Source organism: Allobosea sp. GW821-FHT12C12 (genome assembly GCF_058807355.1).
Window position 1 is genome coordinate 74920 of record NZ_JBXAQP010000016.1, and the last position, 26322, is coordinate 101241.

A 26322-nucleotide genomic window follows, 5' to 3' on the forward strand; every position below is an offset into this window, starting at 1 on the left:
CGTTAACCATGGCAGAGGCTTGCCGGCGTAGGCGAGACGCCCGGCCTTGGCCGTTCAGGCCGCCTGCGCCACCTGGTCGACGCGCGAGCGATAGGACAGGGCCTCGGCCAGATGGATGCGGCCGACCCTGGCCTCGCCGTCGAGGTCGGCGAGCGTGCGCGCCACCTTGAGCACGCGGTGATAGGCCCGCGCGGTCAGGCGCATCGCATCGGCCGCGTCGCGCAGCAGGCCAAGTCCCGCGTTGTCGGGCCGTGCGATCTCGTCCAGCACATTGGCCGGGCAGGCGGCGTTGGTGCCGACCGAGGCCAGACCCAGCGCGGCGAAGCGCTGCGTCTGCAGCCGCCGCGCCGCCGCGACGCGGGCCGCGACCTCGGCCGAGCCTTCGCTGGCGGCGGGCAGGATCAGGTCGGCGGCGGTCACCGCCGGCACGTCGATGGTGATGTCGATCCGGTCCAGCATCGGCCCCGAAATCCGGGTCTGGTACTGCGCCATGCAGCGCTCGTTCGGCTGTCGCCGGCAGGCGAAGCCGGGCTCGGTCGCCTTGCCGCAGCGGCACGGGTTCATCGCCGCGACGAGCTGGAACCGGGCCGGATAGACGGCGCGGTGGTTGGCGCGCGAGATCAGCACGTCGCCGGTTTCCATCGGCTGGCGCAGCGCGTCGAGCGCCTGCGCCTGGAACTCCGGCAATTCGTCGAGGAAGAGCACGCCGTGATGGGCGAGCGAGACCTCGCCGGGCTTGGCCTGCAGCCCGCCGCCGACCAGCGCCGCCATCGAGGCCGAGTGATGCGGCGCGCGGAAGGGCCGCCGGTCGGTCAGCGCACCATCGGCGAGATGGCCGGCGACCGAGAGCACCATCGAGACCTCGAGCAGCTCTCGCGGCGTCAGCGGCGGCAGGATCGAGGGCAGCCGGCTTGCCAGCATCGACTTGCCAGCGCCCGGCGGCCCGTTCATCAGGAGGTTGTGCCCGCCGGCGGCCGCGATCTCGAGCACGCGCCTGGCGCTCTCCTGGCCCTTGATGTCGGCGAGGTCCGGCAGAGGTCCGGACTGGCGCGCGACCGCTGGCTCCGGCCGCGCCATCGCCTGCGTGCCCTTGAAATGGTTGGCGAGCTGGATCAGCGAGCGGGGCGCGAGGATGTCGATGTCGGCCGCGGCCCAGGCCGCTTCCGGCCCGGAGCCATGCGGGCAGATCAGTCCCTGGCCCCTGGCATAGGCCGCGATCGCGGCCGGCAGCACGCCGGCGACCGCCGTGATCGAGCCGTCGAGCGCCAGTTCGCCCAGAACAGTGTAGCCGGCGAGCGCGTCGGCGGGAATCGCCCCGATCGCCGCCATCACGCCGAGCGCGATCGGCAGGTCGTAATGGCTGCCTTCCTTGGGCAGGTCGGCAGGCGCGAGATTGACGGTGATGCGCTTGGCCGGCAGCGCCAGCCCCGACGCGATCAGCGCGGCGCGCACCCGCTCCTTGCTCTCGCCGACCGCCTTGTCGGGCAGCCCGACCAGGACGAAGTTCACAGTGCCGGAGGTCACCTGCACCTGGACATCGACGGCGCGCGCCTCGATGCCCTCGAACGCCACCGTCGCGACCCGCGTCACCATGTCCCGCCGCCCTCTTCCCGAGCGGAAGGCTAGCCGAGCTTCGCGGGGCGCGCAAGAACATAAAGTGAACTTTTCGGCGGCCGACAGCGTCTCGTCGACCTCGCGCCAACACGCCCGCGCCGCGCCACGGCCTGATCGGGCGGGTATGAGAAAAGATGCGAGATGGTTGGTCGAGCGTCCTCGCCCTCGCCTCGAATGGAACAGCGGGTCGTAAACCCTGCCGGCCTGGTTCACGAGCTGGTTAACGCCCGACGGGATGCCCTGATGCCCGAGCAGGGCCGCCGATAGCCGAACCGCCGCCGCTGGTGGACAAGCTCGCGCCGCCGGGCGCGAAACATTTCATCCGGCGGACGGCGGGACTTGTGGCGAACGATCCCTCCGATACGCCCCGCCTATGCCCCGGACCCGACGTTCCGTCAGGCCCATCGCGGCATCAGGGCCGGACCCTGACGCCGCGTGGAGGAAACTCGGTGGCAGGTCAGATCTTCTTGTCGCGATGACCATGCTGATCAAGGTCTCCGGGCTTGTGCCCGGGGTGATCATGATGCTGGCCGGGTTTCTCGGACATCGACTTGTCACGGTGTCCATGCTCGTCGAGGTCGCCGGGCTTGTGACCCGGGTGGTCGTGATGCTGGCCGGGCTTCTCGGACATCGACTTGTCGCGGTGTCCGTGCTGGTCAAGGTCGCCGGGCTTGTGGCCCGGGTGGTCGTGATGCTGTCCTGGCTTTTCTTGTGGCATGGTTCATCTCCCTTTCGAGGTGGCCATGAAACAACAGGTCGGCTCGATTGTTCCCTCGGAAAGTAAATCGTCCGGCAAGGCTTGAACCTATAGTGACGTCAGCTCCCATCTCCATGGCGTCGAGCATGAGGAGGTGGAGGATATGGGATCCGCTGGGTCTGGGCAGGAGGGGCTTGGAACGCGCCTGTTCGATTGCCTTGTGATCGGCGGCGGTCCTGCCGGCCTGACGGCCGCGATCTATCTGGCGAGATTTCACCTGTCCGTTCTGGTCGTGGACGGCGGGCAGAGCCGCGCGGACTGGATTCCCGTCAGCCACAACCATGCCGGCTTTCCGGACGGGATCGCGGGCTCCGAGCTTCTGGCGCGCATGAAGGCTCAGGCCAGGCGCTATGGCTCCCGTCATCTGTCAGGCGAGGTGACCGCGTTGACGAAAGACGGGAATGTTTTCGTGGCGGCGGCCGGGGAGCTGAGCCTTCGCGCCCGGACCGTTCTGCTGGCGACCGGCGTCGTGAACCGCCGTCCCGACATGCCGGACGATATGCACGCCGAGGCCCTCGCGCGCGGTTTGCTGCGCTACTGCCCGATCTGCGACGGGTTCGAGGTGACGGATCGCCGGGTCGGCGTGATCGGTTCCGCCGCGAGCGGGCTGGGCGAGGCGGAGTTCCTGCGCAGCTTCACGGCGGACGTGACCCTGATTTCGCCGAATGGCGTTCACGACCTCGATGCTTCCCAGCGCGGACGCATCGACAAGGCCGCGATCAGGCTGCTGGACGGTCCGTGCCTCGCCTTCGATCTGCGCGATACGACGATCGCGATCGCCTTGCCCGGCGGCAGCCACGCTTTCGACGCAATCTACCCGGCGCTGGGCAGCGATGTGCGATGCGGTCTTGCGGCTGGCCTCGGGGCGAGGCTCTCCAGCCAAGGATGTCTGATCGTCGACGCGAAGCAGCGCACCGATGTGCCGGGCCTCTACGCCGCCGGCGACATGGTCGAGGGGCTCGACCAGATCAGCCACGCCATGGGGAATGCCGCCGTCGCCGCCACCGCGATTCGAAACGACCTGTGCGACCTTGAAGCCCTGCGCCGATAGCGCCGCCCGCCGCGGCGGCCGAGCGCCTCCGCCCGAAAGTGGCAATCGCTTTCGTCCAGCCCCTCCGGTGCCGGATCACCGCATGAAGACCGTGACAAGAGCGGATAACGGGACAGGAGCCATTGAAATGACCGGGACGTCGGTCGTCGCGGCATTTCTCGACGCCCATATGTCGTCGATCCTGCACGTCGTCTCCAGCCCTGCGACAAAACCATGCGTCATCGATCCCGTGCTCGATTTAGACGAGAAACCGGGTGCGGCCGCGACAGTCGATGCCGACGCCATCCTTGCCCATGTCGAGGAATATTCGAGGCGGAAAGCTGCCCGAGCCCGACGGCCGGCGTTGCCTCGGGATACCGCTCGGCGCGCCGGGACAATTCTTTCCAGCCCGGGCCGCAATGGGCCCGGAACGACGAGCGATAGACCCGCGAACGTGATGCCGTGGCGCCGTCGCGGGTCATATCGAGCCATCCTTGGCCGTCCGGGGCGCAAGCGATTCCCGCTGGCCATGGAGAAAGTGGATGGTATGGTCCCTGAGACGCCGTCAGGGCGTCCGGCGCGTCTTGGAATCGCGCATCGAACCGCATTCTCCCGCTCCAGGGACAAAGACGATGCACATCATGACCAGTGGCCGCTCACCTGGCCAGAGCTGCCGCGACAGGAGAGGCCGATGAAGCCGACGACCATAGGAGCCCCTGCGCGCGTCGTGACGGAATCCGCCGCCCGGCCCGCGGCTCCGCCGCAGGCGCCGGTCCCGGCCGCGCCGATCGAGACCGGCGCCATCGTCCTGAGACCCGACCAGGCGGTGGCGGCCGAGAAGTCGCTCGCCGAACTCGACTTCGAAACATTGCCGTCCGGCGATGTGATCAAGATCGGGCTCGGCGCGGAGCAGGCGCTCCAGCGAACCCTGGACGGGTTCCTCGCCAGGCTCGACAAGAACAGCGCTTCGGCCGTGTTCGCGCTGTTCGGGCGCCTCGAGGAGGGTGTGCAGGACGCCAGGCTTCCCGATATCCTGGACAAGATCCAGAACGGCGAGAAGCCCGGCCTCATCGGCTCCCTGCTGGCGCGCTTCACCGGCAAGCGCCCCGGCCAACTGGCGGCGGAGGCGCTGGCCGAGATCGGCGAACTGATTTCCGGACGCACGAAGACGCTGGCCGACCAGATGATGAAGCTCGAAGGCGAACTGTCCGGCGAGATGCAGAAGCTGTTTGGCGAATTGCAGGCGCTGGAAGCGCTCAAGCGCAGTTATGGCGAGCATTTTGGCGACTTCACGGTTTCGGCTGGCGTGGCCAGGGCCTTCCTCGCCAAGGCGCGGGCCTATGTCGAGGCGCGGGAGGCCAGCCTCAACCAGGCCGATCCCGTCGCGCTGACACGGCTGATCGAGCTCAAGGACAAGCTGCGCCTGCTCGAAAGCCGGGCGCTCGCGCTCGAGGGCGCCTATACGCGCCTGCCCGCCGACCAGCTCGTGATCCAGCAGATCGAGCAGGCCGGCATCGCGACGCTGCAGGAGACCGCCACGACGGTCGCCTCGCGATTTGCGTCCATCAAGATGACGCTGCTGTCGATCCACGGCGCCTTCGCGGTCAGGAGCGTCCAGCAACTCGCGGGCAGGCAGGCCCAACTCGACAGGCAACTGACCGAACTGCGCGGCAGGGCGCTCAAGGATGTCGCCGTTGCCGCCGCGGCGGCGCCTGGCGAAAACCGTCTCGCGCAGGCCCAGCAGATCGAACAGATCATCGCCACCACGAACGAAATCCACGGCCTCGTCGCCGCGGCGCGCAAGACCACGGAAGAGAAGTTCGAGCAGGCGCGGCAAAAATTCGCGGCGGCACGGCAAGAACTCGCGACCCTGTCGTCGCGGCAACCCGCGCCATGAGGGCTTCGCGCATCCCGCCGACCGGAGCGGTCAAACCACAGGAGCCATGTCACCCATGCTGACGCTTTCCCTCAAAAAGGCCGGCGTCGATACGCCCAAGCTGCAATTGTCCCTGAAAAAGGGCAGCCGCTTCACGGCCAGGGTGGAGTGGCGTTGCGACGCCGAGCATGCCGACGACGTCGACGTTCACGCGCTCGAGGCGCGCAATGACGGCAACGGCGCCAAGGTCACGCAGCTCGCGAGCATCTTGTCGACCTACAACACCACACGCATGAATCCGAAAGGGGGAGCGCTTCCGGCCAACCCGGACGGATCCTTCCAGACCGCCAGCGGCGGACTGATCCACAGCGGCGACAAGCTGGTCCAGAACAATGTCGAGTCCATCGTCATCGACGGCTCCAGGATTCCCGATGGCGTCAACGAAATTCCGATCCTCGTCACGGTCCACGACGCCGAGCATGGCGTCGGCCATGAGACAGGCGAAGCCGGGGAAGAGGAGCCTGCGTTCGGCGACATCGAATATTGCGCGATCACGCTCACGGACGATGCCGGCAAGGAGCTCGGCGCCTACAGGCTGTCGGACGAATTCAGGGATTTCAACGTGGTCCAGCTCGGCAGCATCCTGCTCGGACCCGATGGCTGGGAATACGCGGCCGTCGGCAGCGGCTTCAAAGGCACCTTCAACGACGTCCTCGCGCATTTCTCCTGAGCCGGTCATGTCGGGGGACGAGGACGCCGAGCCGAGCCTGCCCGGAGGGGCGAGTGACCCGCGACGCCCTCGTCCGACCGTCATCGGCAGGCCGGGCGGGCTCCGGCACGGGCCGGAGGTCGCGGCGCGAGAGAGGGGCGAGGCGGTCACGGGCCCAAAGCCGAGCGTGGTGACCCCGCCGCCCCGTGCTCCCCGGCCGGGCCGTCCGGCGGCGCAGGCCGCCACGTCCGGGCCAGGCAAAGCCGGCATTGTCCGACCGACCGCGATTCCGGGATACGAGCGCAAGCGCATCGCGGTCGACCGCGCCGATCTCGCCAGGTTGTCGCCGCGGAGCGGGGCGGGCGTGCTGGAGGAGGCGCTGCGCCTCATCGGAACCTTCGTGGTCGAAGGTGCGCGTGATCGCCAGGTGGTCCTGTGGGGGCACCGGCTGCAGCAGGACTTCAGCGAGCTGGTTTCGCGCAGCCTGGAACTGTCGCAGGCCGAAATCGTCAAGCGCGTGACGGCCCATATCGGCCGCATGAGCGAAATTCTCGGGGCGATCGATCTCGAGGCCGTCTGCGGCGTCGGGCCCGGACGGGGCCTGCTCACCCAATATCTCGCGGCGGTGAACGGCAGGATCGACACGCCAGACGAACTGCGGCGGGCCCGCGTCGAACTGGATCAACTGCTGGCGCTCATGAACGCGGCGCTCGAGCCGCTGCTCTCCCTGAAGGACGCGCTCGACCGGCATTCGCGCCGCATCGACGAGGTCGGCGACGAGGTCGAGGCCGCCGCCCTGGCGGCGGAGTTCCTCTCGGCCCATCTCGCCGAAAGCGCCAGGCCCCTCTCGCAGCGCTTCCTTGAGCGCAGCATGAGCCTGACCCAGACCGTCGCGCAGATCCGCGGCGGCGCGTCGATGCGGGCGCTGCAGATCGAGCAGCCGCTCCGTCTCGTCGCGGCGATCCAGAACGTGGCGCTCGTCACGGTTCCCGGATTGCTGGGTGGCATCGCCGCGTTGACGGCGATGCTGGAGGAGAAACGACAGGTGACGCCGACCCAAGCCAGGGAGTTGGCCTATCAGCTGCGCACCATCCTGCAACAACTGAAGACATAGGGACGACCCGCCATGGCACTGCAACTGGACCTCAGGAAGTCGGCCGAAACCCTGCGTCTGTCGCTGGACAAGGCAGGCGTCGCTCCCGGCATCAAGGCGGAGCTGATCTTCGACATGGATGTCTCGGGCTCGTTCGAGCATGAGCATGAGGAGGGCACCACGAGCAGGCTGATCGAGCGGCTCGTGCCCTACGGAATGGTGCTGGACCCCGATGGCCAGATGGATGTGTTCAGCTTCAGCCATGGCGGCGAGAACGCCCACCATGTCGGCACGGTCTCGCCACGGAATTGCAGGAACTACATCATCGACAATGTCATCGACAAAGTGCCCGGCTGGAAGGGCGGCACCACCTACAGCTACGTCCTGGAGCGCAATCTGCAGCATTTCGGCTGGTTGCCGCGCGACCCGGGCGGCAACTTCCTGAGCCGCTTCTTTGGCCTGTCGCGAGACGAGCCGGCGGCGGAGAAGAAGCGCTCGATCGTCATCTTCGTCACCGACGGCGAGAACGACGCCAGCGATCTCGACAGGACGATCCGGGTGCTCGAGGCATCCGAACGGCGCGGCGACCAGGTCTATTTCCTGTTCATGGGCGCCTGCGAACACGCGGTCGATTTCGGCTTTCTCAAGACGATCGCGGCGCGGTTCAGGAACACCGGCATGGTGATCGTGCGCGATCTCGACGGCTTCGTCGAATTGTCCGACGAGGAACTGAACGCGCAGCTCCTCGGCCCGAAACTGCTCCAGTGGCTACGCGGCTAAAGACTGACGGTATCGGGGGAGGAAGTTGCTGATCGGGTGGCGGAGCCACCGGGCCCCCACTGGTTGAACGACGGGTGGACCGGTTCGTCGATGACGACGAGATCGTGGCGCGGCAAGGGCTCGACGATGCGCCCGCTCTTGCCGGCGGCGTGGTGTAGCTGAGGCGGTCGTCGGCGGTCGCGGTCTCCCGGTCGCCGACGTTCACCAGCAGTTCATTCGCATCCGGCTAACCAAGCGGCAGGTTCGGCTGCGGGGGCTGGCCGTCATCGTCCCGAACGGGATCGATCCGGAGATCTGTCGTCCTTGGCGAAGCGTGAGGCGAACGGCGAGGCGGCGCCTGCCGGGCCGGGCGACAAGCAGGTCGCCTGGCGCTTCGCGCAGCTGACCGGCGGTTTCTGGCGCGGCCGTGGCGCCGGAAGAGCCTGGTTCTGGACGCTCTCGCTCGCGACCGCGATCGTCGTCAGCGTCTTCGCCAACGTCACCGTCAACCGCTGGAACGGCTGGTTCTTCGACGCGCTGGAGAACAAGGACGCCGGGAGCGCGCTGGTCGCGATAGCGGTGTTCCCGGTGCTGGCCGTCATCGTCGCCGGCATCGGCGTCGCCATCCTGGTCTCGCGCGAGACCTTTCAGGTGCATTGGCGCGCCTGGGTCGCGGCCAGGCTGGCCGATGGCTGGATCGGCGAGCGCCGCTTCTTCCGGCTCAGCCTGTCCGGCTACGAACCGGCCAATCCCGAATACCGCATCGCCGACGACGTGCGCTGGGCGACCGAGCCGGTGGTCGATTTCGCGATCGGGCTGCTGTCGTCGATCATCACCGCGATCACCTTCATCGGCATCCTCTGGAGCATCGGCGGCAGCCTGAGCGTGCCGACCGCCGGCGGGCCGGTCGTCATCCCGGCCTATATGGTGCTGGCGGCGATCGTCTACGCCATCCTCGTCTCCCTGCTGATCAGCGTCGTCGGCCGGCGGCTGCCGCGCCTGATCGCGGCGCGCAACGAGGGAGAGGCGCGGCTGCGTTTCTCGCTGATGCGCATCCGCGATCATGGCGAGACCATCGCGCTGACGAGGACCGAGGCCGGCGAGCGCCGCGCCGTCGCGCAGACCTATGACAGCCTGGTGCAGCGCTGGCTCGCCATGATCAGGCAGCGCGGCCGGCTGACCTGGATCACCAACGGCTCGGGCGCGCTGGTGCCGGTGGCGCCGCTGCTGCTGGCCGCGCCGAAATACCTGTCTGGCGAGATGTCGCTCGGTGGGGTGGTGCAGGTCGCCGCCGCCTTCGTGGCGGTGCAGAACGCCTTCAACTGGCTGCTCGACAATTTCATGCGCATCGCCGAATGGCTCGCCGCCGCGCGCCGCGTCAACGAACTCGCGGACGCGCTGGAGCGGCTCGAACGCGATCCGCAGGGCGCGCATCTGGCGCTGGAGCGGAGCCGTGACGGCGGCTTGCGGCTCGACGCGGTGACGCTGGTCGACCGCGACGGCCGCACGCTCGCGGCCGAGATCGGACTCGACGCCGCGCCGGGCGCGACGCTGCATCTCTCCGGCGAGCTCGGCTTGGGCAAGGCGGCGCTGATCCAGGCCATCGCCGGCCTTTGGCCGTGGGGGCGCGGCCGGATCGCGCTGCCGGAGGGCGCGATGGTGACGGTGGTGCCGCACAAGCTGCATTTGTCGGAGGGCACGCTGCGGGCGGTGCTCGATTCCGGCGCGGAGCATGACGGCGACGCGATCGCCGGTGCGCTGCGGCGCTACGGCCTCTCCAGCCTCGCGCCGCGCATCGACGAGTTTCGCGACTGGGACAAGGAGCTCGCCACCGGCGACCGGCAGCGCCTGGCGCTGGCGCGGGCCGAGCTGGAGGCGCCCGACATCCTGCTGCTCGACGAGGCGACGAGCGCGCTCGAGACCGAGACGGCGCTCGACCTGATCGCGGAGCTGCGCGCCGCGCGGCCGGACGCGATCATCCTCGGCTTCGGTCAGAGCGCCGGTTTCGCGGAGGCCGCAACGCAGCGCCTGACGCTGAAGCGCGCCGGCGGCGTGGTGCGCATGGCCGGTCCGGCCCGCGCCGAGGCGCGGCCTGAGCTGACGGTGCCCGGCGCGTCGTGAGGCTGCCCGTTCAGGCGCGGTTCAGCGGGAACGCCCTCTGTGAGCCGAGAGATTTCGTGTGTTTCAGAGAAAGCCACGACGACTTGCGACATTGGAGCCATCCGACATGACCGCCGCCAGCGCCGCCGCGCCGATGAACATCTGGGACGTCTATTGGGGCCTGCGCGTCGACCAGTGCCCCTGCGACGTGCATTTCGTCGAATGGCTCGAGGAGCAGGGCGTCACCGGCAAGCGCATCTATCATTTCGGCACAGGCGGGCATCACTATGTCGGCATCCGCTGCGCGGAAGCCGAACTCGACTGCACGGTTCTCGGCATCACCGCCTCGCCGAAGGAATACGACGCCTTCGTCAAGCTCGCGACCGGCAACCCGACCATCACCAAAACCTACAGCGCCTATTTCGGCGACATCTACACCACGAACGCCAAGCTGCTGCCGCGCTTCGACATCGTCACCCTGTTCCACGCCTGCGAGTTCAGGACGCAGGCCAACGACGCCTATGGCGCGCTGACCGACCGCGAGGTCATCGACCTGTTCACCGGGCAGATCGACGCCGGCGGCTACCTGCTGTTCTACACCGGCTCCTTCGCCTATGCGACGGCCGAGCCGATCATCGCGGAATGGGCCAAGGCAGCGCCGGTCGAGGAGGTCGCGACCTTCAGGACGCTGCGGGTGTTCCGCAAGGCGGGTTGAGCGGGGCGGCCTCCCCACCGCAAGCGGGGGGAAGGGGATGAACCAATTCTCTCGCGGTGGCCCCCGTTGCGCCGCGCCCGGCTTGTGGATCGGCGGCGAGGCGCTATGTCTGGCGGCGAGGGCCGCGCTCGGCGGCCGTCTTTCGCCCCGCCCGGGCCCTGCGATGCCGGGGTCGGAGAAGTCGTCGAGTCGGTCCCCGCATGTCGTTCGGCCAGGATGAGCCAGGAATATCCCACCCGGCCATTCCCCTGCGCCGGCGCAGCCGCTGGTGGTGGCTCGGGCCGCTGGCGAGCATGCTCATCTTCTGCGCCTCGCTCGTGGTACTCTACTACATCGTCCGCGAGATCGAGCCGGGCGAACTCGCGGGAGCCTTCCGCAACGCCAGCGCCCGCCAGATCGGGCTGGCGCTCGGCTTCACCGCGCTGAGCTATCTGCTGCTGACCGGCTACGACGCGCTGGCGCTGAAACGGCTCGGTCTCTCGATCCCCTACCGCACCACGGCGCTCGCCTCCTTCACCTCCTATTCGGTCTCGTTCACGCTCGGCTTCCCGATCGTGACCGGCGGCACGGTGCGCTACTGGATCTATTCGCCCAAGGGCGTGCGGGCCTCGGAAGTCGCGAGCCTGACGGTGATCGCGGGGCTGACCTTCTGGCTCGGCCTGGGGGCGATCCTGTGCGCCTGCCTGCTCTATGCCTCGGACTCGGTCGCGGAGCTGGCGCGGACCACGCCGCTGGTGGTGCAGGGCGTCGGCGCGGCTGTCGCGCTCGGCACGCTCGGCTATCTCGGCTGGGTCGCCACCGGCGAGCGCACCATCCGGGTGCGCGGCTGGAACCTGCCGCTGCCGGGCCTCGGCATCACGCTCGGCCAGATGTTCCTCGGCGCGGCGGAGGTCTGCGCGGCGGCGGCCGTGCTCTTCGTGCTGCTGCCGGGCGGGCACAACATCGCCTATCCGACCTTTCTCGCGGTCTATGTCTTCGCTTGTCTGATCGGGATCGCCAGCCACGCGCCGGGCGGCCTCGGCGTGTTCGAGGCGACGATGCTGGTCGCGCTCTCGCGGCTGCCCTATGAGGGCGTGCTCGGCGCGCTCCTGCTCTTTCGCATCGCCTATTATCTCCTGCCGTTCATCCTGGCGCTGGCGCTCCTGGCGCTGAACGAGATGTGGCGGCGGATCAGGGGGCGGGAGCGGTAGAGCCGCGACCCGGAGCGGCTCGTCTCGACGGTTTTGGCGGTCGCCGGATCAATTTCGCGTGCGACGCGTTTTGATTCACGATCCGGTGAATCATGTCCGTCAGCATGCGACCCGACCAACGACTCGCCGGATCGCGGACATGGCGAAAGGTGACATGATGACGTCGATAACCGTCAATTGCGCCTATGAGGAGGGCCATCAGGCCTGCCTCGACGGTCTCGCCGTCAGCGAGTGCCCCTATCCTGCCGACGACCCGTCGCATGACGCCTGGATGGACGGGTGGGAAGCTGCGCACGACAAGGTCGAGGCCGAGGAGGCGCAGGACGTCATGGGCTGACCTGCCGCCCTTTGAGACAACCCTATCGTCATTGCGAGCGCGGCGAAGCAATCCGGAGGGTTGCGCGAGACCGCGGATCGTTTCGCGCGCACGCAATGACGGTGAGCGCTATGATCGGCTGAACGTGACGGCTTTATTCCGACGCCAGCGCCGGATGGTTGCGCGTCTCGTAGTCCAGCATCGCCGCGGTCAGGGCCAAAAATTCGTCCTGGGCGTCGCCGTCGAGACCGGCCTCGCTCAGCCGGTTCAGCGTCTCGAGCGCCAGTCTGTAGTCGTCGTCGGTCTCGATCATCATCGTCATCGCTTGCTTCGGTCGCCGGATCAGGAACGCGGCAAGAGCCAGTTTGATCCGAGGCGAGCGCTGCCTGCGGCGCTTTGCGTTGCGGCCGTCAGCTCTCCCCGCCCTGGTCGAGATAGGCTTTCGCGCTCAGCACGACCTTGTCGTCGATCGCGCCGATCGCGTCTTCGTCCTTGCCGTCATAGGGGATGGCGTGGAGGACGTGGCGGATCGCGTTCAGCCTGGCGCGCAATTTGTCGTTGGCGCGGATCACGGTCCAGGGCGCCCATTCCGTCGAGGAGCGCGACAAAAGCTGCTCGAAGGCGTCGGAATAGGCGTCGAAGCGCGGGATCGCCTCGAAATCCATCGGCGACAGCTTCCAGCGCTTGAGCGGATCGTGCCAGCGCGCATGCAGCCGCGTCATCTGCATCTCGCGGCCGATGGTCAGGAAGAGCTTGATCGCGCGGATGCCGTCGCGCGCCAGCATGCCCTCGAAGACCGGCGCCTCGCGCAAGAGCGCATCGGTCTGCTCGGGCGTGCAGAAGCCCATCACGCGCTCGACGCCGGCGCGGTTGTACCAGGAGCGGTCGAAGAACACGACTTCGCCCGCCGTCGGCAGCTGCGCGGCGTAGCGTTGGAGATACCATTGCCCCTTCTCGATGTCCGACGGCTTCGACAGCGCCACGACGCGGGCCTGGCGCGGATTGAGATGCTGGGTGAAGCGCGTGATCGCGCCGCCCTTGCCGGCCCCGTCGCGGCCCTCGAACACGATCGCGATGCGCTCGCCGCTCTCGCGCGTCCAGGCCAGCAGCTTCTGCAATTCGATCTGGAGCGGCTCCATCTCCCTGTCGTAGCGCTTGCGCTTCAGGCGCTTGCCATAGGGATAGCCGCCCGAATGGTAGGCCGCGTCGACGATGGCGGCGGGCAGCGTCTTCGCCTCGATATCGAACGTCGGTTTGCCGGGAGACGCCTTGGCGACCGCCTTGACGACCTTGCGGGTTCGCGGCGCGATCCTGCCTGCTTTCGCCGCGGGGGCGGGTTTGTCCGCCTTGGCCTTGTCCGCCCCGGCCTTCGCCGTCGTCTTCGCAATCGCCTTGGCCATCGGTTCCGCTCCACGCTTCTCAGCCCAAGCCTAGCCGGCTCCGCGCCACAAGGGAACGCGTCTGGATCGTTTGGGTGGCGGCCGCGTCGCCATCAGCTCCCTCCCCCGCTTGCGGTGGACAGGACTGGAATGGGGGGCGGTCCGACCGGGCACGCCTTCGAGCATGTTCGGCTCACCCGGTCGAGCGGCGCCCCATCCCTGACCCTTCCCCGCCGCAAGCTAGGGGAAGGGGATGAGCTTCGCTGTCGAGCGATTGCCTTCGGCGCGCGGCGAGGCGATTGACGCTTGCCTGCGTTGCGATCAGGAAGAGCCGCATGGATATCCCCTTCAACCCGCAGGCCCGTTCGGTCGCGAGCCTCGTCGAGGCGATGGGCGCGGCCGTCGTGCTGCTCGACGCGCAGGGGCTGGCGCAGGCGCTGAGCCCGGCGATGCGGGCCCTGATCCCGGGCCTCGACACCGGCAAGCCCCTGACGCTGGTGCTGCGCGATCCCGATCTGATCGAGGCGATCGGCGAGGTCTCGCGCGGCGGCGGCCGGCGCGTCATCGAGTTCGTCGAGCGCGTGCCGGTCGAGCGGACCTTCCGCATCCATATCGCGGCGCTGCCCGGCGCCGACTGGCGCAGGCCGGTGCTGCTGACGTTCGAGGATCTGAGCGAGCAGCGCTCGACCGAGCGCATGCGCGTCGATTTCGTCGCCAATGCCAGCCACGAACTGCGCACGCCGCTCGCATCGCTGCTCGGCTTCGTCGAGACCCTGCAGGGGCCGGCCCGCAACGACGCCGGCGCGCGCGACCGCTTCCTGACGATCATGCGCGAGCAGGGCCTGCGCATGGCGCGCCTCGTCGACGATCTGCTCTCGCTCTCGCGCATCGAGCTGCGCGCCCATCTCGCGCCGGAGACGCCGGTCGATCTCGCCGGAATCTCGCGCGAGATCGTCGACTCGCTCGCTTTGATGGCGCGCGAGCGCAAGGTGACGCTGAAGCTCGCCACGCCGCCCTATCCGGTCCGGGTTCCGGGCGATCGCGACGAATTGCTGCGGCTGATGGAGAATCTGGTCGAGAACGCGATCAAATACGGTCGCGAGGGCGGCGAGGTCGAGATCGACGTGCGGGACGGGGCGTCCGAGGCCAGCGTCAGCGTCCATGACGACGGGCCGGGCATCGCGCCCGAGCACCTGCCGCGCCTGACCGAGCGCTTCTACCGCGTCGACACCGCGGCCAGTCGCGAGGCCGGCGGCACGGGCCTCGGCCTCGCCATCGTCAAGCATATCGTGCTGCGCCATCGCGGCCGGCTGACGATCGAAAGCGCGCCGGGCGAGGGCGCGACCTTCAAGGCGATCCTGCCGCGCTTCGACACGGCGCGCGCGTCGTCGTGACGACAGGTCCGGGCGCGGCCCGCAGCATCGCGATCATCGGCGCTGGGCCGGCCGGGCTGATCGCGGCCGAGCGGCTGGCGCAGGCCGGCCATCGCGTCACGCTCTACGACCGGATGGCGTCGCCGGCGCGCAAGTTCCTGCTGGCGGGGCGCGGCGGGCTGAACCTGACCCATTCCGAGCCGCCGGAGCTGTTTTCGACGCGCTATCGCGGCGCGAAGCCCTGGCTGGAGCCGGCGCTCGCGGCCTTTCCGCCGCAAGCCCTGCGCGACTGGGCCGACGGGCTCGGGGCGGACAGCTTCGTCGGCACCAGCGGGCGCGTGTTTCCGAAGGCGATGAAGGCCTCGCCCCTGCTGCGCGCCTGGCTGCGTCGGCTCGACGGGCTCGGCGTGACGCTGGCCGCAGGGCACGACTGGACCGGCTGGGACGGGGCGGGCGCCCTGAGCTTTCGCGATCGTGAACCCGTCCGGACCGACGCGACGCTGCTGGCGCTCGGCGGCGCGAGCTGGCCGAGGCTGGGCTCGGACGGGAGCTGGGCCGGCTTGCTCGCGGCGCTGGGCGTAACGGTCGCGCCGCTGCACCCGGCCAATGGCGGCTTCGCGGTCGCGTGGTCGCCCGTCATGCGGGAGCGGTTCGCCGGCCAGCCGCTCAAGCGCATCGTCATCCGCCACGTCGGCGCGCAGGCGACGGGCGAGGCGATGATCGACGCGAACGGCATCGAGGGCGGCGCGGTCTATGCGCTCTCAGCCGTGCTGCGCGAGGCCGTGCTGCGCGACGGTTCGGTCGGAATTTCCATCGACCTGCGGCCCGACATGACGGCGGAGCGGCTGACCGAACGGCTCGGCGGCCGCCGCAAGGGCGAGACTCTGAGCAACCATCTGCGCAAGGCGGCGGGGCTGTCCCCGGTCGCGATCGCGTTGCTGCGCGAGGGCGGGGCGCTTCCCGAGGATGCCGTGCGGCTGGCGGCGCTGGTCAAGGCCGCGCCGCTCAGGCTGACGGGGCTGTTTCCGATCGAGCGCGCGATCTCGACGGCTGGTGGCGTGATGGCGAGCGCGGTCGACGACGGTTTCATGCTGAAGGCGCTGCCGGGCGTCTTCGTCGCGGGCGAGATGCTGGACTGGGAGGCCCCGACCGGCGGCTACCTGCTGCAGGGCTGCTTTTCGACCGGAGTCGCCGCGGCGGCCGGGATCGAGGCGTGGCTGGCGCGACGTTGATCGGGTCACGTCAACCGTCATGCGAGCGCGGCGATTTATGCAGTCACCAAGCCTTGGTCTTCAGCGCCTCGAACTGCGCCAGCTGCGCCGCGATCAGCTCGCGGCTCTCGTCGCGGCGCACGAAGACCTTGAACATCGCCTCGCCGGCGCCGTTGAAGAACTGCACCGAGCAGGAGCGCCGCCCGTGGAAGGCGCGGTCGACCAGGTAGATCGCGCGGCAGTTTCCGGCCTTGATGTGTCCGCCGATCGGGCTGTCGCCATGGATGTTGTAATAGCCCTGGCCGAAGGAGCCGACCGGCAGCGCGCCCTCACATTCGAGCACGATGTCGGACGTGTGCACGATGAACAGCACCTCGCCCCAGGTCGAGAGTTCGAGCCAGAGCGCCTCGAAGCGCTCGGGCGAGATCGCGACGCGCTGCCCGGCCGGGGTCTCCTCCAGCACGGCCAGCGTCGAGACGCCGACCTCGCGGGCGACGGCCTCGATGACGCCGTCGGGCTTGGCCGCCAGCATCTCCCGCACGCGGGTCATCTTGCCGGCATCCGGCGGCTCCTGGGTCGCCGGATGGGCGATCGCCTGCACGCTCGCCATGCCGCTCACTCCGCCGCCTGCCGGGGACGGTCCGGATTGCTCTCGCTCAGCACGGTCTCGAAGCCCTCGAACTCCGGATGGCCGAGATAGAGCGGCCGCTCGCGCGGCTGGCCGGCATTGCGGTGGCTCTCGCGGAACTGCTCGGACTTGGTCCAGGCCGTGAAGGCGTCCCTCGACGCCCAGGTCGTGTGCGAGGAATAGAGCGTGTGGTCGTCCTTCTCGGGACCTTTCAGCAGATGGAAGGCCTGGAAGCCCGGCATCTCGTCGAGACGGGTCTTGCGCGCGGACCAGACCTCCTCGAAGGCGGCCTCCTCTCCCTTGACGACCTTGAAGCGGTTCATGGCGATGAACATGGCGGAGTTCCTGATGTGGCTGGCTGGCGTCTGGCTGGCGTCGGCTGTTCGCGCGCGTGGCTGGCTGGGCGGCAGGATGCGCGCGAACGGTCGCGAAGTCGAGATGGGCGCGATTATGTTCCGAAGCGCGTCGAGAAGCCGATCTTGCCGACGAAGCCGGGGCTGTTGTCGCCGTCGCGGTAGCGCCGATAGCGGACGTCGCCGACATTCTCGATCGTGACATAGGCGCGGGCGTCGGCGCTGATCTTGTAGTCGGCATAGAGATCGACCAGCGTATAGGCCTTGCTCGCGGTCGCGATCGCCGAGACCGGCAGGCGGCGCTGCTCGTCGACCAGCGTGACGCGGCCGCCGATGGTCAGCTTCTCGTCGAGGAAGCGCAGGCCCGCGCCGAGCGTCAGCTTGTCGGGATAGACCGATTGCAGCGGCTGGCCGTTGGTCTCGTTGTCGCCGCGGATCGACGAGCCCGAGACGCTGGCGAACCAGCGCCCGGCGTCGTAGGCGAACTCGCCCTCGATGCCGGTCAGCTTCGCCTTGGCGACGTTCTGGTAGATGAAGAAGGCGTCGGCGCAGGCGCCGGGGACAGGCGAGCCGCATGGCGCGCCCGGATCGGTGAAGATGCCCTCGATCAGGTTGGTGACGTTGTTCTGGAAGACCGAGAGCTTGCCGCGGAAGCGGTCCCCGGCCTGCAGCACGTTGTCGTATTTCAGGTTGACGCCGGCCTCCAGCGTCTTGCCGACCTCGGGCTTCAGGTTCGGGTTCGGGCGGAACAGGAAGCTCGCCGGGACCGGATGCAGCCCGTCGACCAGCGTCTCGGTGACGGACGGCGCGCGATAGCCCTCGGCATAGGTGGCGTAGACCTGCAGGCCCTGGATCGGCGTGACGGCGAAGGTGGCCTTGGGCGAAACGCGCTGGCCGTCCGACGTGGTGCGGCCGCCGCTGAGCTCGTAGGAATCGTAGCGCAGCGCGCCGATCAGATCGAAGATCGCGTATTTGAAATGCGCCTGGACGAAGCCGCCATAGACGCTGCGCTTGCCCGACGGCGTCGTCTCGTCGCCGTTGCCGACCGGATCGCTGGTCTTGACCCGGTCCTCGAACCAGTCCGCGCCATAGGTCAGGTCGAGTCCGAGCGCGCCGAACTGGAACTTGCTGGTGTTGGCGATGTCGAAGCCGGTGGTCTCGATCTTGAAGAAGCGCTTCGCGCCGAGCGCGACGCCGGCGCCGGAGATCTGGGTCTGGTCTGTGTCGGTCGAGGTCTTGTAGGCGCCGACCTTGAGGTTGAGCCACGGGATGTCGGGCCGCGAGAACGAGTACTGCGCGGTGTAGTTCTGCGTCGCGACGTCGTTCTGGCGGCGCGGCGCGGTCGCGGTGCCGAGCCCGTTGGCGAACTCGTAGCGCTGGTACTGGCCGCCGAGCTTGAGCTCCTGGCCCTCGCCCGGCGTCAGGACGATCTTGCCGAGACCCGAGCGCAGGTCCTGGTCGGAGTCGAGGATGCGGTTGCCGCCGCCGTCGCGATAGGGGTTGAGCGAGCGGAAGGAGAGGCCGACGAGGCCTGCCGCCCAGTCGGTCGGGCGGACCGCGCCGATGACGTTGCCGAACGCCCCGCTCTGCCGGCCGAAGACGCCGGTCGCGCCGATCTCGGCCGCCGCGCGCTCGCCGGGCTTGAGGATGTCCTTGGGATCGACCGTCTCGAATGAGACGACGCCGCCGATCGCGCCCGAGCCGTAGATGTTGGCGACGGGCCCGCGCGTCACGTCGATGACGCGCACGAAGGCGGGATCGAGGAAGAACGCGCCGTTGGCGTTGTGGCCCGAGCGCTGGAAATTCTGGCGCGCGCCGTCGATCGTGACCGCGACGCGGCCGAAATCCTGCAGACCGCGGATGTTGATCGCGGTCGCCGGGTCGTTCGGGTTCTCCTGCGTCGCGACGCCTGAGATCTGGCTGATCACCGTGCCGAGGCGCTGCGGCTGCTGCGAGCGCAGCTCGGTGCGGCTGATCACCGAGACGGCGGCGAGCGCGTCGATGGCGCGCTCCTCCTGCCGGCTCGCCGTCACCGTGATCTCGTCGAGCGCGATCGGGGCGCCGGGAGCCGCGACGACGGGAGCGGGGGCCGCGGGCGTCGGGCGCGGCCGTTGCTGCGCCAGCGCGCTTCCCGCGCAAAGCGTCAGGGCGAGAAAGGAAACGGATGCGCGCATGAGCGCGGCGTGCGAATGCATGATGTCAGCCCCGGACCACAAGAACATAGCGCTGGCTGGCTGACGCGGGCGCGTGTGGCTGGCTGGCTTTTCGCGATGCGCCACGCGACGCATCGCTCTTGACCCTGTGTAGTAAAGCTGCCTATCACCGTCAATAACGGCGGCTGATCTTCTTATTTTAGAAGCGTTAAAAACAAGCGTGTTGCTTGTTTGATTCTGCCGTTGTTCTGGATTTGTCGAAACGCCGCGATCGGCGCGCCTGGCGCGTCGGTTCGGGCGTTTCGGAACAGGATGGAGGCTCATCGCATGACCGTCGGCAAGCCCCTGACCGCGACTGTGTTGCGCCCGCAACAGCGCCGCGAATTCTGCGCCGCGCTCGCGCTGACATGCGTCGCGCTGGCGGATCTCGCCGGTCCGTCCTGGCTCGTCGGCCGCTCCTTCGCGCAGGCGCAGGAGCGCATCGTCGTCGCCGGCGGCGTCATCACCGAAGTGCTCTATGCGCTCGGCCTCCAGGACAGGATCGTCGGCGTCGACACGACCAGCCAGTTCCCGGCTGATGCGCTGAGGGACAAGCCGAATGTCGGCTATGTCCGGGCGCTGTCGGCCGAAGGCGTCGTCTCGCTGAAGCCCTCGCTGGTGCTCGCGATCAACGGGGCCGGGCCGCCCGACGCGCTGGCGCTGCTGAAGGAGGCCGGCGTCCGGATCGCGACCATCCCCGACGATACGAGCGAGGACGGCGTCGTCAGCCGGATCGAGACGATCGGCGCGGTCGTCGGCGCGGCGGAGCCGGCCAGGCGGCTGGCGGCCCTGACCCGCGAGAGCTTCGCCGAGCTGGCGCGGATGCGCGACGGGGTTAAGCGCAAGCCGCGCGTCCTCTTCGTGCTCTCGCTGCAGAACGGGCGCGTCATGGCGGGAGGCCGCAACAGCTCGGCCGCCGCGATGATCGCTCATGCCGGCGCGGTCAACGCGGCCGAGGCCATCGAGGGCTACAAGCCGATGAGCGACGAGGCGATCCTGGAGGCCGCGCCCGACGCCATCCTGATGATGCGCAACAGTTCGAGCGTGAACGTCACCACCGACGCGCTCTTCGCCATGCCGGCCTTCGCGCAGACGCCCGCCGCCGCCAGGCGCGCCCATATCGTGATGGACGGGCTCTATCTGCTCGGCTTCGGCCCGCGCACGCCCGCCGCGGCGCGCGACCTGATGGCGGCGCTGAATCCCGATGCGAGCCTGCCGGCGCTGAAGACGGCGCACAGACCATGACCCTGGCCGCCGGCCGGGACGACGTGCCGGCGCTGGCGGCGCTGCACGCCTATGCCGACAGCCGCCGGCGTCAGGCGGCTTTCGCGGTCGTGGGGCTGGCGCTGCTCTGCGTCGTCGTCGCCATCGTCGCGATCGGACAGGGCGCGGCGCAAATCCCGCCGCTGCGCGTGCTGGAGATCCTGCATGGCTGGGCGACGAGCAACGACGCGGCGCTCGCCGGGCGCGACGGCCTCGTCGTGACCGCGATCCGCCTGCCGCGCGTGCTGCTCGGCCTGCTCGTCGGGGCGGCGCTCGCGGTCTCGGGCGCGCTGATGCAGGGCCTGTTCCGCAACCCGCTCGCCGATCCGGGCCTCGTCGGCGTCTCGTCCGGCGCGGGACTTGCCGCGGCCGCGACCATCGTGCTCGGCGACCGCTATCTCGTCGGCTTCCTCGGCAAGCTGCCCTTTCTCGCCTTGCCGATCGGCGCCTTTCTCGGCGGGCTCGCGGCGACGCTGACGCTCTATCTGATCGCGACGCGGCAGGGCCGCACCTCGGTCGCGACCATGCTGCTGGCCGGCGTCGCGCTCGGCGCGCTGGCGGGCGCGCTGACGGGGCTGCTCGCCTTCATATCCGACGACCGGCAATTGCGCGACCTGACCTTCTGGTCGCTCGGCAGCCTCGGCGGCGCGAGCTGGAGCAAGCTCGCCGTCGTCGCGCCGATCATGCTGCCGCTTCTGCTCGCCTTGCCTTTGCTGGCGCGCGGGCTGAACGCGCTGATGCTGGGCGAGGCCGAGGCCTATCATCTCGGCGTGCCGGTGCAGCGCATCAAGGGCCTCGCCATCCTGCTGGTGGCGCTCTGCGTCGGCGCGAGCGTCGCCTGCGCCGGGGTGATCGGCTTCGTCGGCATCGTCGTGCCGCATCTGGTCCGGCTGCTCGTCGGACCGGACCACCGCCTGCTGCTGCCGCTTTCGGTGCTGGGCGGGGCGGCGCTGCTGGCGGGAGCCGATATCGTCGCGAGGCTGCTCGTCGCGCCGGCCGAACTGCCGATCGGCATCGTCACGGCCGCGATCGGCGCGCCCTTCTTCCTCTGGCTGCTGCTGCGCCGCAAGAGCGCCTTCGATGCCTGAGACCGTCATCCGAACCCTCGGCCCTCATCCCGAGGAGCCTCGCACCGGCGTCTCGAAGGATGCTCCGGATGTCTCCAGAGCCTCGGCCAGGATCCTTCGAGACGCCATTCCCGACGGCATGGCTCCTCGGGACCAGGGCGTTGGTGAAAGAAGGGCCGGCTCGGAAACCATCGTCGTCGAAGGCCAGAACCTGAGCTATCTGGCATCGGGCCGGGCGCTTGTCGAAGAAACGTCGCTGGCGCTTCCGGCTGGGCGGCTGACCGTGCTCGTCGGCCCCAACGGCGCCGGCAAATCGACCTTGCTGAAACTGCTCTCGGGCGAACTCAAGCCTGCCGGCGGCGAAATCCGCTGCGGCAGCGAGCCGCTCTCTTCCATCCCCGGCTGGCGGCTGGCCTGCCGGCGGGCGGTGATGGCGCAGCAGACGCGGCTCGCCTTTCCCTTCACTGTCTACGAAGTGGCTCGCCTCGGCGTCGACGGCGTCGGCCGCGCCCCGACGCGCCAGCGCCGCGAGGCGCTGATTGGCGAGGGGCTGGAGGCGGCCGGCGTGCTGGAGCTGGCGGCGCGCTCCTATCAGAGCCTGTCCGGCGGCGAGCAGCAGCGCGTCCAGTTCGCCCGCGCGCTCTGCCAGCTCGAGGCGGGCGCGAGTTTGGGCGAGAGCCAGGCGCTCTTCCTCGACGAGCCGGTCGCCAATCTCGACTTCTGCCACCAGCTTGCGCTCCTCGACCGAGCCCGCGCGCTGGCCGGCCGTGGCGTCGCGGTGCTCGCCGTATTGCACGACCTCAACCTGGCGGCAGCCTATGCCGATACGCTGGTGGTGATGGATCAGGGCCGCATCCTCGCGCGCGGCGCGCCGAGCGATACGCTGAACGACGCGCTGCTGCGGCAGGTCTTCAAGGTCGATCTCGCCTTCGGCCGCCTGCCGCCGCCGGGCCTGCCCTTCCTGCTGCCGCAGCAGGCGCGCGAGATCGCGCGCGCGAGCGCGGCCGAGGTGGGCTGAGCCCCACCCGGGCCCCTTCCCCCGCTTGCGGTGGGGAAGGGTTAGGGATGGGGGGCCGAACGACCGGGCGAGCCGTCGACAGTTGAAGTCGCACCCAGTCGGACTGCCCCCCCAACCCTCCCCAACGCAAGCGGGGGAGGGGGCGGAAGGCGCAGCGCCTCGGAGTTGGCAGAAACCATCTCAAGCTGCGGCAGGATGCCGCTTGACCTTCCCATCATGGGAAGGCCCATATGCAGCGTCATCGCTTTCGGAGATGACGTCCATGTCCCTTGCCGCAACGGCCCGCCCCGCCGCGCCCGCCCCGCTCGAGCTCGCCATCGACGGCATGAGCTGCGCGGCCTGCGTCGGCCGCGTCGAGCGGGCGCTGAAGGCGGTGCCGGGCGTCAGCCGCGCCGACGTCAACCTCGCGACCAACCGCGCGACGATCGCGGTCGAAGGCGGTGCGCAGGCCGCCCCTGGCCTGATCGCGGCGCTCGAAGCCGTCGGCTACGAGGCGAGGCTGCGCGTCGAGCAGGGCGCGCCGGCGAACGACCGCGTGCAGGCGGCGCGGATCGCGGAGCAGGACGCGCTGAAGCGCTCGGTCATCCTCGCCGCCCTGGCGACATTGCCGCTGCTCGTGATCGAGATGGGCGCGCATCTCTCCGACGCCTGGCGCCACGAACTGGCCGGCCGCTTCGGCGAGTTGAATCTCAAGGCCGTCGCCTTCCTGCTGGCGAGCCTCGTGCTGTTCGGGCCGGGGCGGCGCTTCTTCGTCAAGGGCGGGCAGGCGCTGTGGCGGCTGTCGCCCGACATGAACTCGCTCGTCATGCTGGGGGCCGGCGCGGCCTGGTTCTATTCGACCGTGGCGAGCTTCGCGCCCGGTCTGCTGCCGGCCGGCGCGCGATACACCTATTTCGAGACCGGCGCGGTCATCGTCACGCTGATCCTGACCGGGCGCTGGTTCGAGGCGCGCGCCAAAGGCCGGACCAGCGAAGCGATCCGCCGGCTGGTCGAGCTGGCCCCGAAAACCGCGCGCGTGCTGCGCGACGGCGTCGAGGCCGATCTCGATATTTCCGAGGTCCGGGCCGGCGATCTCGTGCTGATCCGGCCGGGCGAGCGCATCCCGGTCGACGGCGAGGTGACGGAAGGCTCCTCGCTCGTCGACGAGGCGATGATCACCGGCGAGCCGGTCCCGGTTCGCAAGACGCTGGGCGACGCCGTGATCGGCGGCACGGTCAACGGCGCGGGCGCGTTTCGGTTCGTGGCGCGGCAGGTCGGCGCGGACACGCTGCTCGCCCGCATCGTCGCGACCGTCGAGGCGGCGCAGGGCGCCAAGCTGCCGATCCAGGCGCTGGTCGACAGGGTGACGCTCCGGTTCGTGCCGGCGGTGATGGCGTTGGCCGCGCTGACCTTCGCGATCTGGCTCGTCTTCGGCCCCGAGCCCGCGCTCTCGCATGCGCTCGTCGCCGCCGTCGCGGTGCTGATCATCGCCTGCCCCTGCGCCATGGGGCTGGCGACGCCGACCTCGATCATGGTCGGGACCGGCAAGGCGGCCGAGCTCGGCATCCTGTTCCGGCGCGGCGAGGCGCTGCAGTCGCTGTCGCAAGCCAGGATCGTTGCGCTCGACAAGACCGGGACGCTGACGCAGGGCCGGCCGGAACTGACCGACATCGCGGTGGCGGACGGTTTCGCCGAGGACGAGGTGCTGGCGCTGGTCGCGTCGGTCGAGGCGCGCTCGGAGCACCCCGTCGCTGCCGCGCTCGTCGCGGCGGCCAAGGCGCGCGGCTTGGCTTTAAGCGAGGCGGATGGCTTCGCCAGCGAATCCGGACTCGGCGTCCGCGCGACCGTCTCAGGCCGGGCGGTCGCGGTCGGCTCCGACCGGATGATGGCGGCGGCCGGCCTCGACGTGGCGTCCTTCGCGGCCAAGGCGGCCGAACTCGGCGACGCCGGCCGGACGCCGCTCCATGCCGCGATCGACGGCAGGCCGGCGGCGATCCTCGCCGTCGCCGACCCGCTCAAGCCCACGACGCCGGCCGCCATCGCCTCGCTGCGCAAGCTCGGCCTGCGCGTCGTCATGGTCACCGGCGACAACGAGCGCACGGCCCGCAGCGTGGCGCGCCAGCTCGGCCTCGACGAGGTCGTGGCGCAGGTGCTGCCGACCGACAAGGCGCAGGTTGTGAAGCGGCTTCAGGCGGAGGGCGCAAAGCTCGCCTTCGTCGGGGACGGCATCAACGACGCGCCGGCCTTGGCCCAGGCCGATATCGGCATCGCCATCGGCACAGGAACCGACATCGCGATCGAGACCGCCGACCTCGTCCTGATCTCGGGAGATCTCGCCGGGGTCGCCAAGGCCATCGCGCTGTCGCGCGCGACCATGGCCAATATCCGCCAGAACCTCGGCTGGGCCTTCGGCTACAACATCCTGCTGATCCCGGTCGCGGCCGGCGCGCTCTATCCGGCCTTCGGCCTGACGCTGTCGCCGATGGCGGCCGGCCTCGCCATGGCCTTGTCGAGCGTCAGCGTGCTGACCAATGCGCTGAGGTTGCGGCGCTTCAGGGGAGTTGCGCCATGAATATCGGGCAGGCGGCAGCGGCCTCGGGCGTCAGCGCCAAGATGATCCGCTATTACGAGAGCATCGGGCTGATCGCCGCGCCGGCGCGCACGCAGGCCGGCTACCGGGTCTATGCCAGCGACGAGGTCCATACGCTGCGCTTCGTCAAGCGCACGCGCCTGCTCGGCTTCTCGATCGAGGAGGGGCGCGAACTGCTGGCGCTCTGGCGCGACAAGAGCCGGGCCAGCGCCGACGTGAAGCGTGTCGCGCTGCGGCACGTGCGCGATCTGGAGACGCGCATCGCCGAGCTTCGGGCGATGGCCGGCACGCTGAAGCACCTCGCGCGGACCTGCCATGGCGACGACAGGCCGGACTGCCCGATCCTGCGGGATCTGGCGGGCTGATCGCTGCCGGGGCGCGCCGTCAGCGGCCGTTGCGCGACCAGTCCAGCGCCTCTTCGAGCCGGTCGTCGCCCCAGAACAGCTCGCCGTCGCCGGTGACGAAGGTCGGCGCGCCGAAGATGCCGAGGGACTTGGCGTATTCGGTCTCGGCCTTGAGCCGGCCCTTGACCTCCTCGCTGCGCGAGGCCGGGATCGCGACGCCGGGATCGGCGCCCGCTTCCTTCAGCGCGGCGTGCAGCACGGCTTCCTCGGCGATGTTCCTGCCCTCGCAGAACTGCGCCCGGAACAGCGCCTTCGAGAAGGCCGGCAGCCAGCCGGCCTCTCGGCCGGCGAGCGCGACGCGCGCCGCGATCAGCGAGTTCTGCGGAAAGGTTTCGGGCCGCACGAAGCTCAGCCCGTTGCGGCCGCCGCGTCGCGCCATGTCGCGCCACATGTAGCGGCCCTTGTTGGGGTAGAGATTGAAGGGCGAGGTCGTCCAGCCTTGAGCCGCGAAGATCGGCCCGAGCAGAAAGGGCCGCCAGCGCAGGTCTACGCCGGCCTCCTCCGCCAGGACCTCGATCCGCAATGCGCTCAGGCAGGAATAGGTCGATGCGAACTCGTACCAGAAATCCAGCACAGGACGATTCGGCATTCAGCCTCCGAGTCGGTCGTGTTTTGAGTCGCGCATCCGAATCTTCTGCCTCCCTTGGACAGACCGCAAGTGCGGCGCTCGCATCGTTTCCGGCGGCGGAGCCCCGACGCCTCTGAT

Annotated in this window: 24 protein-coding genes; 17 read left to right on the forward strand and 7 right to left on the reverse strand. The window is 69.3% G+C overall.

Annotation, left to right across the window (positions count from 1 at the left end; all coding sequences use genetic code 11):
- Positions 1–54 precede the first annotated feature (54 nt).
- Positions 55–1593: a YifB family Mg chelatase-like AAA ATPase gene (locus AC1RRW_RS19440; protein WP_492902931.1), complete on the reverse strand. Its 1539-nt coding sequence runs from the start codon at positions 1591–1593 to the stop codon at positions 55–57.
- Positions 1594–2089: 496 nt separating this feature from the next.
- Between AC1RRW_RS19440 and AC1RRW_RS19445 the strand changes: the two genes are divergently transcribed.
- The 10 genes from AC1RRW_RS19445 to AC1RRW_RS19490 all read left to right on the forward strand — a co-directional run bounded on the left by AC1RRW_RS19445 (position 2090) and on the right by AC1RRW_RS19490 (position 12180).
- The gene (locus AC1RRW_RS19445; protein WP_492902933.1) at positions 2090–2398 is read left to right on the forward strand and encodes a hypothetical protein; all 309 of its coding nucleotides are present in this window, start codon (positions 2090–2092) and stop codon (positions 2396–2398) included.
- Positions 2399–2474: 76 nt separating this feature from the next.
- Positions 2475–3422 (forward strand): NAD(P)/FAD-dependent oxidoreductase, encoded by a 948-nt coding sequence (locus AC1RRW_RS19450; RefSeq protein ID WP_492902935.1) that lies wholly within the window; start codon positions 2475–2477, stop codon positions 3420–3422.
- A gap of 82 nt (positions 3423–3504) precedes the next feature.
- On the forward strand, positions 3505–5298 hold the full coding sequence (locus AC1RRW_RS19455) for a hypothetical protein (protein ID WP_492902936.1): 1794 nt from the start codon (positions 3505–3507) through the stop codon (positions 5296–5298).
- A 55-nt stretch (positions 5299–5353) separates the two neighbouring features.
- Entirely contained in the window at positions 5354–6007 is a 654-nt protein-coding gene (locus AC1RRW_RS19460) for a TerD family protein (protein WP_492902938.1), read from the forward strand.
- 343 nt (positions 6008–6350) lie between these two features.
- A complete protein-coding gene (locus AC1RRW_RS19465; RefSeq protein ID WP_492902940.1) occupies positions 6351–7100 on the forward strand; it encodes a hypothetical protein in 750 nt (249 codons plus the stop codon).
- A gap of 12 nt (positions 7101–7112) precedes the next feature.
- Entirely contained in the window at positions 7113–7859 is a 747-nt protein-coding gene (locus AC1RRW_RS19470) for a VWA domain-containing protein (RefSeq protein WP_492902942.1), read from the forward strand.
- Positions 7860–8162: 303 nt separating this feature from the next.
- A complete protein-coding gene (locus AC1RRW_RS19475; RefSeq protein WP_492902944.1) occupies positions 8163–9959 on the forward strand; it encodes an ABC transporter ATP-binding protein/permease in 1797 nt (598 codons plus the stop codon).
- Positions 9960–10065: 106 nt separating this feature from the next.
- Positions 10066–10653, forward strand: a complete 588-nt coding sequence (locus AC1RRW_RS19480; protein WP_492902946.1) for a hypothetical protein — start codon at positions 10066–10068, stop codon at positions 10651–10653.
- 200 nt (positions 10654–10853) lie between these two features.
- Complete coding sequence (locus AC1RRW_RS19485) at positions 10854–11843, forward strand: lysylphosphatidylglycerol synthase domain-containing protein (protein WP_492902947.1); 990 nt, start codon at positions 10854–10856, stop codon at positions 11841–11843.
- Between the two features lie 157 nt (positions 11844–12000).
- On the forward strand, positions 12001–12180 hold the full coding sequence (locus tag AC1RRW_RS19490) for a ribosome modulation factor (RefSeq protein ID WP_492902949.1): 180 nt from the start codon (positions 12001–12003) through the stop codon (positions 12178–12180).
- A 133-nt stretch (positions 12181–12313) separates the two neighbouring features.
- On the opposite strand, the gene AC1RRW_RS19495 is transcribed toward AC1RRW_RS19490, so the two are convergent.
- Together AC1RRW_RS19495 and ppk2 are read right to left on the reverse strand one after the other, a co-directional pair.
- Positions 12314–12481 (reverse strand): hypothetical protein, encoded by a 168-nt coding sequence (locus tag AC1RRW_RS19495; RefSeq protein WP_492902951.1) that lies wholly within the window; start codon positions 12479–12481, stop codon positions 12314–12316.
- 88 nt (positions 12482–12569) lie between these two features.
- Entirely contained in the window at positions 12570–13559 is a 990-nt protein-coding gene (gene ppk2 / locus AC1RRW_RS19500) for a polyphosphate kinase 2 (protein WP_492902952.1), read from the reverse strand.
- Positions 13560–13873: 314 nt separating this feature from the next.
- Between ppk2 and AC1RRW_RS19505 the strand changes: the two genes are divergently transcribed.
- Complete coding sequence (locus AC1RRW_RS19505) at positions 13874–14932, forward strand: ATP-binding protein (protein WP_492902954.1); 1059 nt, start codon at positions 13874–13876, stop codon at positions 14930–14932.
- Entirely contained in the window at positions 14929–16143 is a 1215-nt protein-coding gene (locus tag AC1RRW_RS19510; protein ID WP_492902956.1) for a TIGR03862 family flavoprotein, read from the forward strand. Before AC1RRW_RS19505 ends, AC1RRW_RS19510 begins: the two co-directional genes overlap by 4 nt.
- Positions 16144–16186: 43 nt before the next feature.
- Here AC1RRW_RS19510 and hutX read toward each other — a convergent pair whose 3' ends face one another.
- From hutX to AC1RRW_RS19525, 3 genes are all read right to left on the reverse strand, one after another.
- Entirely contained in the window at positions 16187–16732 is a 546-nt protein-coding gene (hutX, locus tag AC1RRW_RS19515) for a heme utilization cystosolic carrier protein HutX (RefSeq protein ID WP_492902958.1), read from the reverse strand.
- Positions 16733–16737: 5 nt separating this feature from the next.
- The gene (gene hmuQ / locus AC1RRW_RS19520; protein ID WP_492902959.1) at positions 16738–17085 is read right to left on the reverse strand and encodes a heme-degrading protein HmuQ; all 348 of its coding nucleotides are present in this window, start codon (positions 17083–17085) and stop codon (positions 16738–16740) included.
- A 113-nt stretch (positions 17086–17198) separates the two neighbouring features.
- On the reverse strand, positions 17199–19277 hold the full coding sequence (locus AC1RRW_RS19525; protein WP_492902961.1) for a TonB-dependent hemoglobin/transferrin/lactoferrin family receptor: 2079 nt from the start codon (positions 19275–19277) through the stop codon (positions 17199–17201).
- A gap of 306 nt (positions 19278–19583) precedes the next feature.
- Between AC1RRW_RS19525 and AC1RRW_RS19530 the strand changes: the two genes are divergently transcribed.
- The 5 genes from AC1RRW_RS19530 (at position 19584) to cueR (ending at position 25577) form a co-directional block, all read left to right on the forward strand.
- Entirely contained in the window at positions 19584–20540 is a 957-nt protein-coding gene (locus AC1RRW_RS19530) for a heme/hemin ABC transporter substrate-binding protein (protein WP_492902963.1), read from the forward strand.
- Positions 20537–21646: a FecCD family ABC transporter permease gene (locus AC1RRW_RS19535; RefSeq protein WP_492902965.1), complete on the forward strand. Its 1110-nt coding sequence runs from the start codon at positions 20537–20539 to the stop codon at positions 21644–21646. Before AC1RRW_RS19530 ends, AC1RRW_RS19535 begins: the two co-directional genes overlap by 4 nt.
- Positions 21639–22643 carry a heme ABC transporter ATP-binding protein gene (locus AC1RRW_RS19540; protein WP_492902967.1) on the forward strand — a complete coding sequence of 335 codons (1005 nt, stop codon included), beginning with the start codon at positions 21639–21641 and terminating at the stop codon, positions 22641–22643. Before AC1RRW_RS19535 ends, AC1RRW_RS19540 begins: the two co-directional genes overlap by 8 nt.
- Before the next feature lie 262 nt (positions 22644–22905).
- Positions 22906–25194, forward strand: coding sequence for a heavy metal translocating P-type ATPase (locus AC1RRW_RS19545; RefSeq protein ID WP_492902969.1), 2289 nt, complete (start codon positions 22906–22908; stop codon positions 25192–25194).
- Positions 25191–25577 (forward strand): Cu(I)-responsive transcriptional regulator, encoded by a 387-nt coding sequence (gene cueR, locus AC1RRW_RS19550; RefSeq protein WP_492902971.1) that lies wholly within the window; start codon positions 25191–25193, stop codon positions 25575–25577. Before AC1RRW_RS19545 ends, cueR begins: the two co-directional genes overlap by 4 nt.
- A gap of 19 nt (positions 25578–25596) precedes the next feature.
- Here cueR and AC1RRW_RS19555 read toward each other — a convergent pair whose 3' ends face one another.
- Positions 25597–26205, reverse strand: coding sequence for a 2-hydroxychromene-2-carboxylate isomerase (locus AC1RRW_RS19555; RefSeq protein WP_492902973.1), 609 nt, complete (start codon positions 26203–26205; stop codon positions 25597–25599).
- Between the last annotated feature and the right edge of the window lie 117 nt (positions 26206–26322).

Bases quoted from the DNA above. Each gene is read 5' to 3' on its own strand.
- AC1RRW_RS19555 (WP_492902973.1), bottom strand. From the start codon at position 26,205: ATGCCGAATCGTCCTGTGCTGGATTTCTGGTACGAGTTCGCATCGACC.
- AC1RRW_RS19540 (WP_492902967.1), top strand. From the start codon at position 21,639: ATGCCTGAGACCGTCATCCGAACCCTCGGCCCTCATCCCGAGGAGCCT.
- AC1RRW_RS19535 (WP_492902965.1), top strand. From the start codon at position 20,537: ATGACCCTGGCCGCCGGCCGGGACGACGTGCCGGCGCTGGCGGCGCTG.
- AC1RRW_RS19440 (WP_492902931.1), bottom strand. From the start codon at position 1,593: ATGGTGACGCGGGTCGCGACGGTGGCGTTCGAGGGCATCGAGGCGCGC.
- AC1RRW_RS19460 (WP_492902938.1), top strand. From the start codon at position 5,354: ATGCTGACGCTTTCCCTCAAAAAGGCCGGCGTCGATACGCCCAAGCTG.
- AC1RRW_RS19525 (WP_492902961.1), bottom strand. From the start codon at position 19,277: ATGCGCGCATCCGTTTCCTTTCTCGCCCTGACGCTTTGCGCGGGAAGC.
- hutX (WP_492902958.1), bottom strand. From the start codon at position 16,732: ATGGCGAGCGTGCAGGCGATCGCCCATCCGGCGACCCAGGAGCCGCCG.
- AC1RRW_RS19450 (WP_492902935.1), top strand. From the start codon at position 2,475: ATGGGATCCGCTGGGTCTGGGCAGGAGGGGCTTGGAACGCGCCTGTTC.
- hmuQ (WP_492902959.1), bottom strand. From the start codon at position 17,085: ATGTTCATCGCCATGAACCGCTTCAAGGTCGTCAAGGGAGAGGAGGCC.
- AC1RRW_RS19545 (WP_492902969.1), top strand. From the start codon at position 22,906: ATGTCCCTTGCCGCAACGGCCCGCCCCGCCGCGCCCGCCCCGCTCGAG.
- AC1RRW_RS19530 (WP_492902963.1), top strand. From the start codon at position 19,584: ATGACCGTCGGCAAGCCCCTGACCGCGACTGTGTTGCGCCCGCAACAG.
- AC1RRW_RS19470 (WP_492902942.1), top strand. From the start codon at position 7,113: ATGGCACTGCAACTGGACCTCAGGAAGTCGGCCGAAACCCTGCGTCTG.
- AC1RRW_RS19505 (WP_492902954.1), top strand. From the start codon at position 13,874: ATGGATATCCCCTTCAACCCGCAGGCCCGTTCGGTCGCGAGCCTCGTC.
- AC1RRW_RS19490 (WP_492902949.1), top strand. From the start codon at position 12,001: ATGACGTCGATAACCGTCAATTGCGCCTATGAGGAGGGCCATCAGGCC.
- AC1RRW_RS19485 (WP_492902947.1), top strand. From the start codon at position 10,854: ATGTCGTTCGGCCAGGATGAGCCAGGAATATCCCACCCGGCCATTCCC.
- AC1RRW_RS19480 (WP_492902946.1), top strand. From the start codon at position 10,066: ATGACCGCCGCCAGCGCCGCCGCGCCGATGAACATCTGGGACGTCTAT.
- AC1RRW_RS19455 (WP_492902936.1), top strand. From the start codon at position 3,505: ATGAAGACCGTGACAAGAGCGGATAACGGGACAGGAGCCATTGAAATG.
- ppk2 (WP_492902952.1), bottom strand. From the start codon at position 13,559: ATGGCCAAGGCGATTGCGAAGACGACGGCGAAGGCCGGGGCGGACAAG.
- AC1RRW_RS19495 (WP_492902951.1), bottom strand. From the start codon at position 12,481: ATGACGATGATGATCGAGACCGACGACGACTACAGACTGGCGCTCGAG.
- AC1RRW_RS19445 (WP_492902933.1), top strand. From the start codon at position 2,090: ATGACCATGCTGATCAAGGTCTCCGGGCTTGTGCCCGGGGTGATCATG.
- cueR (WP_492902971.1), top strand. From the start codon at position 25,191: ATGAATATCGGGCAGGCGGCAGCGGCCTCGGGCGTCAGCGCCAAGATG.